Origin of the sequence: Lelliottia sp. RWM.1, from assembly GCF_016859735.1 — a bacterium.
Taxonomy (GTDB): Bacteria; Pseudomonadota; Gammaproteobacteria; order Enterobacterales; family Enterobacteriaceae; genus Enterobacter.
On sequence record NZ_WLVC01000087.1, the window covers coordinates 1 to 6,277 of the forward strand.

A 6,277-nucleotide genomic window follows, 5' to 3' on the forward strand; every position below is an offset into this window, starting at 1 on the left:
TTGAATGGGTTCATGTGCAGCTCCATCAGCAAAAGGGGATGATAAGTTTATCACCACCGACTATTTGCAACAGTGCCCATCGGCGTAGTAGTGGATGTGGTCGATGACAAAGCCGGTGCGGGTCAGCGTGCGCCGGAGGATCGGCAGAAAATCGACCAGGAACGAAGTAGCGCGTGTGACGACGGCCGGTACGCCGACACGCGCCACGGCCTCGGCCCAGCGCGCGGCCGGCGGTTGGAGCAGGCCGTTGTGCACCGAACCGTGGTAGGTGCCGACCGCCAATGTGAGCCAGCGCTCTAGCTCGCGCAGCGTCAGGGCGGCCTTGTTTTCGGAATCGTAGTCGCCGCGCTGGTCAGGGTTGGAGAAGGTCGTTCCCGGCAGTTCGTCGTGAATCATCTGCATCGCCGTGCCGATGATCCGTTCCACGATGCCGCCATAGTGCGGCTGTCCCAGCGGGCGATAGTCCAGCCGGATGCCATGCTGCTCGCAACCCCGGCGCAGGGCCTCGCTCTTGAACTCGGCCGCGTTGTCTAGGTAGAGCAGCAAGGGCTTGCCGCTCATCTGCCAATCCATTTCCACGTTCAGTCCTTCCAGCCAAGGGCGCTTGTCGCAGGCGACATGCACGAGGCACAGGCCAACCGAAACGGCAGACGGCGCTTCCAGCGTGACGACCATGCCGAGCACGCAGCGGGTGAACACGTCGATGGCGAGGGTCAGGTACGGGCGGCCAATAGGTTGCCGGTCGCGGTCATCGACCACGATCAGGTCGATGACCGTATGGTCTATCTGCACCTGCTCCAGCGGCGCGGTCACGGCAGGAGGCTCGCCGCCCACACCTTGTAGGTCACGAGCGGCATCCTGGCCTTCCCGCCGGCGGATGACCTTGCGCGGGTCAAGGCTAGCGATCCGTAAGGCCACGGTATTGCGCGCCGGCACTCGCAGTTTTTGAGCCTTGCACACCTGAGTGACTTCGCGGTGAAAGGCCGCTAGGCTGCGCTTCTGCTTGGTCAGGAACCGCTTTTGCAGTAGCTCGTGGATGACGCGCTCGACCGGTTCCGGCAAGCGCCCCTTACCTTTACCTCCACCGGACTGGCCGGGCACCAGATCCGTCACGAGGCCGCTGCCTTGCCGGGCACGCCGGATCAGAACGTATACCTGGCGCCGAGACAAGCCCAGCGCCTGAGCCGCCATATCGGCCGCTTCGTGCCCGACCGTCTCCGACTGCGCCAACGGACTGATGATCTCCGCACGACGGCGCGCACGCTCCCAAGCCTCATCAGGCAGAGTGGCCACGCCTTGTTCTGGAATCCGTGGGGTGTCCGTCGCCATGCTCACCTCGCTTTGGTGCACACGAGTATTGAGCATAGTCGAGATTGGTGCAGATCACTTCTGATATTGAACTGTCAGGAGCTGGCTGCACAACAGCCATTACGCCCAATCAACTGGTGCAGTCGTCTTCTGAAAATGACATCCATGCCCAGCCCGTGCGCGAGCTGGATCACCGCCCGCACGATAGTTTGGTCACGGGCATCATCCGGGAGCCTGGCGACAAAGGATTGGTCGATTTTCAATGTGGTGATGGGGCAGCATTTCAGATGTTGCAGGCAGGAATAGCCGGTGCCGAAGTCGTCGGCGGCGAAGCGCACGCCGATGGCGCGCAAGGCGTCGAAACTGGCGAACAGGGCTGGATTGCCGAATGCGACCGATTCGGTCAGTTCGATCTCCAGAAGCTCGGCGGGCAGGGCCATATCGGCCAGCACCCGCTTTACCTCGTCGTCGAACGTTGGCCCAACCTGGCTGGCGGACACATTGATGGCAAGACGGAACGGTTGCCATGCCGGTCCTTGCCACTTGTGCATCTGGCGACAGGCCTCGCCCAGCACCCACGCGCCTATTTCCGGCATCAGGCCGAACGACTCGGCCAGCGGCAGGAACTGGCCGGGCGGCAACAGGCCAAGCCTCGGATGCCGCCAGCGCATCAACGCTTCCGCGCCAGCGATCCGGTGATCGCGCAGATCGACCAGCGGCTGGTAATGCAGGTCAAGCTGTCCGCGCGCCGCCGCCTGCGCCAACTCGGCCGCCGTCCATCCGGCGGGCTGCGAACTCGTCATGATCCGCCCCGGAAGGCGCGCAGCAGCCGCGTTACGGCCAGAACGAACAAGCCGGTCAGCGCGAGCGCGGCAACACCCCAATGCTCGCCAAGGAAGGCACCGGCGGTCGTCCCGGCCAGCACGGCGGCGAGAATCGGCAGATGGCAGGGGCAGGTCAACACGGCCAGCGCACCCCACAGGTAGCCGGAAACGGGTTGGCGCGTCTCGGGCGGCAGTTTGTCAGGGGCGTTCACGGCAATGCCTCCTCGTGCGCCCGCTCGGCTGGCATGGAGGCCAGTTGCGCGTCCAGATGGGCCAACGCCGCGCGCCGCCGCTCGACCAACTGGCGCAGCACGGCAAGCTGCGCTGCGGCTTGTGCGCCGTCCGCTGCGTCGAGCGCACGGCACAGCCGCGCCAGGGCATCCAGGCCGATACCCGCCTCGAAGGCCGCGCGCACGAAGCACAGCCGTTGCAAGGCCGCATCGTCGAACACGCCGTAGCCGCCCGTGGTGCAGGCCACCGGCCGTAACAAGCCGCGCACCAGGTAGTCGCGCACGATATGTACGCTCACCCCAGCGTTATGGGCCAGTTGCGATACCGTGTAGGCGCTCATCGCACACCTCCTTGTCCTCACCCGGCGCAGCAGGAAAGCTGCTTCACATCCTTGTTGAAGGTCTGCGCCGCGAGCTTCAACCCTTCGACCATCGTCAGGTAGGGGAACAACTGGTCGGCCAGTTCCTGCACCGTCATCCGGTTGCGAATCGCCAGTGCGGCCGTCTGGATCAGTTCGCCCGCTTCCGGGGCCACTGCCTGCACGCCGATCAGTCGTCCGCTGCCTTCTTCAACCACCAGTTTGATGAAGCCGCGCGTGTCGAAGTTGGCGAGCGCGCGCGGCACGTTGTCCAGCGTTAGCGTGCGACTATCAGTTTTGATGCCGTCATGGTGCGCTTCCGCCTCGCTGTAGCCTACGGTCGCCACTTGCGGGTCGGTGAACACCACGGCCGGCATCGCGGTCAGGTTCAGGGCCGCGTCACCGCCGGTCATGTTGATCGCGGCGCGAGTGCCGGCCGCTGCCGCCACATAGACGAACTGCGGCTGGTCGGTGCAGTCGCCTGCGGCGTAGATGTGTTCCACGCTTGTACGCATGCCGGGGTCGATGACGATAGCGCCTTGCGGGGTGAGCGTGACGCCCGTCGCATCCAGTGCCAGCTTGCGTGTGTTGGGCGCGCGGCCGGTGGCGACCAGCAGCTTGTCGGCGCGCAGTTCGCCGTGCGCCGTGGTGAGCACGAATTCGCCGTCCCCTTCACCATTGATATACGCGACCTGGCTGGCCTGGGTGTGTTCCCTCACCTCGATGCCCTCCATGCGGAATGCGGCCGTGACGGCTTCGCCTATAGCTGGGTCTTCGCGGAAGAACAGCGTGCTGCGAGCCAGGATCGTCACCTTCGCTCCGAGTCGGGCGAACGCCTGCGCCAGCTCCAGCGCCACCACTGATGAGCCAATCACGGCCAGGCGCTTAGGAATCGTCTCGCTGACCAGCGCTTCAGTGGAAGTCCAGTACGGAGTGTCTTTCAGGCCGGGAATCGGCGGCACGGCCGGGCTCGCGCCGGTGGCGATCAGGCAGCGGTCGAATGCCACCACGCGCTCGCCGCCGTCGTTGAGTTGCACGATCAGGTTGCGATTGTCCTTAAAGCGGGCGGAGCCGTGCAGCACAGTGATCGCCGGATTGCCCTCCAAGATGCCTTCGTACTTGGCGTGGCGCAGTTCATCGACGCGGGCCTGCTGCTGGGCCAGCAGCGCCGTGCGCTGGATGGTCGGCGTGGTAGCGGCGATGCCGCCATCGAACGGGCTTTCCCGGCGCAGATGGGCGATATGGGCGGCGCGGATCATGATCTTGGACGGCACACAACCGACATTGACGCAGGTGCCGCCGATGGTGCCGCGCTCGATCAGCGTGACACGTGCGCCTTGCTCGACGGCCTTCAGCGCCGCTGCCATCGCGGCCCCGCCGCTGCCGATGACGGCGATATGCAATGCGCCGCTGCTACCCGTCTTGTCGTTTCTGCCCAGCAGATCGCGCATCTTGTCGAGCAATCCGCCCGGCGTCGAAACTGAGGGGGCATCGGCCAGCGTGGCCCGATAACCGAGTCCAGCTACAGCGGCCGTCAGCGCGTCGGGTGACGTGCCGACCTCAATGGCGAGCTTGGCGCTGCCCTTGGCGTAGGAGACATCCGCTGATTGCACGCCGGGCACTTTCTCCAGGGCGTCCTTGACATGCACTGCGCACGAGTCGCAAGTCATGCCGGTGATTTTGAGAGTGCTCATACCATCGTTCCTTATTCGTGTGGGCCGCCGTGTCGCACGGTCAGCCGTCTTTCACAAGCGCTTGGCGGGGAGTTCGCAGCCGTCCAGTCCGCAACGGCGATGCGCCGGCGACACGAAGTCCCAGATCGACACCCCAATCATCAAGGCCAGGCCGACGTACATCAGGTTCGCCGTCCACCAGTTGCCGAGCAGCCAGACCGTGGCCGCAAACACGATGGCCGGGCCGATCATGCCGAGCAGACTGCGCAGCCATTGCCGATGACTGAACCAACCCAGCGCGTTCGCCAGGAAGGCCAGCGCGGCAAACAGCGGCAGCAGGCGGCTGATGAACAGTCCCTCGTACTGGCTCAAGAAGCCCAGCCCGATGGCCGCGCCGAAGCTGGCGAGGGCTGGAAAGCAGGCGGCGCAGCCCATCGCGGAAACGACGCTGCCGAGCGCGCCGGTTTTATCGGCAATGCGTGTCATCAGTCCCATGAAGCGGCTCTCGCTGTTGTCGTTGGCTTGCTGGCTCACTGCTTGACGCTGGACGGATAGCCGGCGTCTGCGGTGGCCTTGGTCAGCTTCTGTACGCTGGCCTTGGTGTCGTCAAAAGTGACGACGGCCTCGCGCTTCTCGAAGCCCACATCGACCTTGCTCACGCCTTCGACCTTGGAGAGCGCTTTCTTGACTGTGATCGGGCAGGCGGCGCAAGTCATGCCGGGAACCGCTAGCGTGACGGTCTGGGTAGCGGCCCACACCGGGGCAACAGCGGCGGCGAGGGCAAGGGAGGCAAACAGTTTCTTCATGATGAACTCCTGGTTAATAGAAAAATGGAACGACATAGGGAAATCCAAGCGCGACCAGGACCAGCACGGCCACGATCCAGAAAATCAGCTTGTAGGTGGCGCGCACCTGCGGAATCGCGCAGACCTCACCTGGCTTGCATGCCTGCACGGGCCGGTAAATCCGCTTCCAGGCGAAGAACAGCGCCACTAGCGCCGCGCCGATGAACAACGGTCGATAGGGTTCCAGCACCGTCAGGTTGCCGATCCAAGCACCGGAGAAGCCCAGGGCGACCAGTACTAGCGGCCCCAGGCAGCAGGTCGATGCAAGAATGGCGGCCAGCCCGCCGGCGAAGAGCGCACCGCGCCCGTTTTGTGGTTCAGACATACGTTGGCCCTTTTGAATTTGGATTGGATAGCGTAACCTTACTTCCGTACTCATGTACGGAGTCAAGCGATATGGAAAATAATTTGGAAAACCTGACCATTGGCGTTTTTGCCAAGGCGGCCGGGGTCAACGTGGAGACAATCCGCTTCTATCAGCGCAAGGGCCTGTTGCGGGAACCGGACAAGCCTTACGGCAGCATCCGCCGCTATGGGGAGGCGGACGTGGTTCGGGTGAAATTCGTGAAATCGGCACAGCGGCTGGGGTTCAGTCTGGACGAGATTGCCGAGCTGTTGCGGCTCGACGATGGCACCCACTGCGAGGAGGCCAGCAGCCTGGCCGAACACAAGCTCAAGGACGTGCGCGAGAAGATGGCCGACTTGGCGCGCATGGAAACCGTGCTGTCTGAACTCGTGTGCGCCTGCCATGCACGAAAGGGGAATGTTTCCTGCCCGTTGATCGCGTCACTACAGGGCGAAGCAGGCCTGGCAAGGTCAGCTATGCCTTAGCGTGCTTTATTCCGTTTTCTGAGGTGCCCCCTAATAGTGTTCTTCCATTTCGGTAAAAATCCCTACCATGGATTCCCACTCGTCCGGGGGGTAATGACTCCAACTTATTGATAGTGTTTTATGTTCAGATAAGGGGTCTGACGCTCAGTGGAACGAAAACTCACGTTAAGGGATTTTGGTCATGAGATTATCAAAAAGGATCTTCAC

General features: G+C 63.3%; 8 protein-coding genes and 1 pseudogene. 1 reads left to right on the top strand and 8 read right to left on the bottom strand.

The genetic code is table 11. The features are described 5' to 3' along the window. Nucleotides 1-78: 78 nt before the first annotated feature. The 8 genes and pseudogenes from GF617_RS26145 to GF617_RS26180 form a co-directional block, all read right to left on the bottom strand. Nucleotides 79-1,329, bottom strand: a pseudogene (locus tag GF617_RS26145) (transposase); the annotation flags it as partial. Between the two features lie 74 nt (nt 1,330-1,403). Beyond that, nucleotides 1,404-2,072 (bottom strand): EAL domain-containing protein, encoded by a 669-nt coding sequence (locus GF617_RS26150; RefSeq protein WP_001300294.1) that lies wholly within the window; start codon nt 2,070-2,072, stop codon nt 1,404-1,406. A gap of 35 nt (nt 2,073-2,107) precedes the next feature. After that, nucleotides 2,108-2,344 (bottom strand): broad-spectrum mercury transporter MerE, encoded by a 237-nt coding sequence (merE, locus tag GF617_RS26155; RefSeq protein WP_000993386.1) that lies wholly within the window; start codon nt 2,342-2,344, stop codon nt 2,108-2,110. Next, nucleotides 2,341-2,703, bottom strand: a complete 363-nt coding sequence (gene merD / locus GF617_RS26160; protein WP_001277456.1) for a mercury resistance co-regulator MerD — start codon at nt 2,701-2,703, stop codon at nt 2,341-2,343. The genes merE and merD overlap by 4 nt, the downstream gene beginning before the upstream one ends. 17 nt (nt 2,704-2,720) lie before the next feature. Further along, complete coding sequence (merA, locus tag GF617_RS26165) at nt 2,721-4,415, bottom strand: mercury(II) reductase (protein ID WP_000105636.1); 1,695 nt, start codon at nt 4,413-4,415, stop codon at nt 2,721-2,723. Nucleotides 4,416-4,466: 51 nt separating this feature from the next. Then, entirely contained in the window at nt 4,467-4,889 is a 423-nt protein-coding gene (gene merC / locus GF617_RS26170; RefSeq protein ID WP_001447540.1) for an organomercurial transporter MerC, read from the bottom strand. A 35-nt stretch (nt 4,890-4,924) separates the two neighbouring features. Beyond that, nucleotides 4,925-5,200 (bottom strand): mercury resistance system periplasmic binding protein MerP, encoded by a 276-nt coding sequence (gene merP, locus GF617_RS26175; protein WP_000732292.1) that lies wholly within the window; start codon nt 5,198-5,200, stop codon nt 4,925-4,927. Between the two features lie 13 nt (nt 5,201-5,213). Further along, nucleotides 5,214-5,564: a mercuric transport protein MerT gene (locus GF617_RS26180; RefSeq protein WP_001294663.1), complete on the bottom strand. Its 351-nt coding sequence runs from the start codon at nt 5,562-5,564 to the stop codon at nt 5,214-5,216. A gap of 71 nt (nt 5,565-5,635) precedes the next feature. Between GF617_RS26180 and merR the strand changes: the two genes are divergently transcribed. After that, on the top strand, nt 5,636-6,070 hold the full coding sequence (gene merR, locus GF617_RS26185) for an Hg(II)-responsive transcriptional regulator (protein WP_000429836.1): 435 nt from the start codon (nt 5,636-5,638) through the stop codon (nt 6,068-6,070). Nucleotides 6,071-6,277 lie beyond the last annotated feature (207 nt).

What these genes read in the sequence shown, in the direction of transcription:
- merP (WP_000732292.1), bottom strand. Translation starts at nt 5,200, where the DNA reads ATGAAGAAACTGTTTGCCTCCCTTGCCCTCGCCGCCGCTGTTGCCCCG.
- merR (WP_000429836.1), top strand. Translation starts at nt 5,636, where the DNA reads ATGGAAAATAATTTGGAAAACCTGACCATTGGCGTTTTTGCCAAGGCG.
- merC (WP_001447540.1), bottom strand. Translation starts at nt 4,889, where the DNA reads ATGGGACTGATGACACGCATTGCCGATAAAACCGGCGCGCTCGGCAGC.
- GF617_RS26180 (WP_001294663.1), bottom strand. Translation starts at nt 5,564, where the DNA reads ATGTCTGAACCACAAAACGGGCGCGGTGCGCTCTTCGCCGGCGGGCTG.
- merD (WP_001277456.1), bottom strand. Translation starts at nt 2,703, where the DNA reads ATGAGCGCCTACACGGTATCGCAACTGGCCCATAACGCTGGGGTGAGC.
- merA (WP_000105636.1), bottom strand. Translation starts at nt 4,415, where the DNA reads ATGAGCACTCTCAAAATCACCGGCATGACTTGCGACTCGTGCGCAGTG.